Source organism: Psychrobacter sp. 1U2 (assembly GCF_051847575.1).
The window spans coordinates 1-784 of the sequence record NZ_JBPYDC010000899.1 but is presented as its reverse complement, the minus strand read 5'-3'; the positions used below and the strand labels follow the sequence as shown (position 1 = coordinate 784).

The following is a 784-nucleotide window of genomic DNA, read 5'->3' as shown; positions in this document are numbered from 1 at the left end:
AAGAAAGGCGCACTGCCCATCTGCCACATGACCCAAGACAAGCAGTCTGCACGCGCTTTACCTAAGGATAAAGGAATAAATTTGCCAAACTTTTCGGCCAGATACATTAAAATAGCCCCAGACTCAAAGATGGCCACAGGCTCGCCAGCTTCACGATTAGAATGATCGACTAAAGCTGGTATTTTTGAATTGGGGTTAATGTCCACGAAGCCTGAGCCAAACTGCATACCCTCAGAGATGTCAATTTTATAGGCATCGTACTGAGCGCCTTTGACGCCCAGCTCAGCCAGCTCTTCTAAAAGGATATTTACCTTGACACCATTTGGGGTGTTAAGTGAATATAGCTGCAGGGGTGCATCGCCTACAGGTAATGCTTGCTCGTAACGCGCGCCTGCGGTTGGACGATTGATATTAGCAAACTTGCCACCGTTGTCTTTGTCTTGTACCCAAACCTTGGGCGGTGTGTAAGCCGCGTTCTGCTCGTCAGTACTGTTGTTAGAATGGTTGTTATCCTGACTCATAATATATCCTTAATTTGCATTTATTAATTTACGTTATCGGTGTTTTATCAGCTCATGTGTTTTGTCTATTTTTTACGTAAGCATCAAGCCAAGGTTCACTATAGCGAGAAATTAACGGTATATTAAAGTCCTCTCTTGTAATCAATCTAGCGCTTCAAACATGACCTTTTATAAAATACTACCTTGATTTACTATTATTGTGAGCCGCTCTTTCTTATACTACTCAGCTTGCACCGCTTAACAGGCCGTTTTGCTTGTCTTAA

1 protein-coding gene is annotated in these 784 nt (G+C 43.0%); it reads right to left on the bottom strand.

Annotation, left to right across the window (positions count from 1 at the left end; genetic code table 11):
- On the bottom strand, positions 1 to 521 hold a 521-nt coding region (locus tag ACS8FD_RS19425; RefSeq protein WP_459252159.1), incomplete at its 3' end, for a glutathione S-transferase family protein.
- Between the last annotated feature and the right edge of the window lie 263 nt (positions 522 to 784).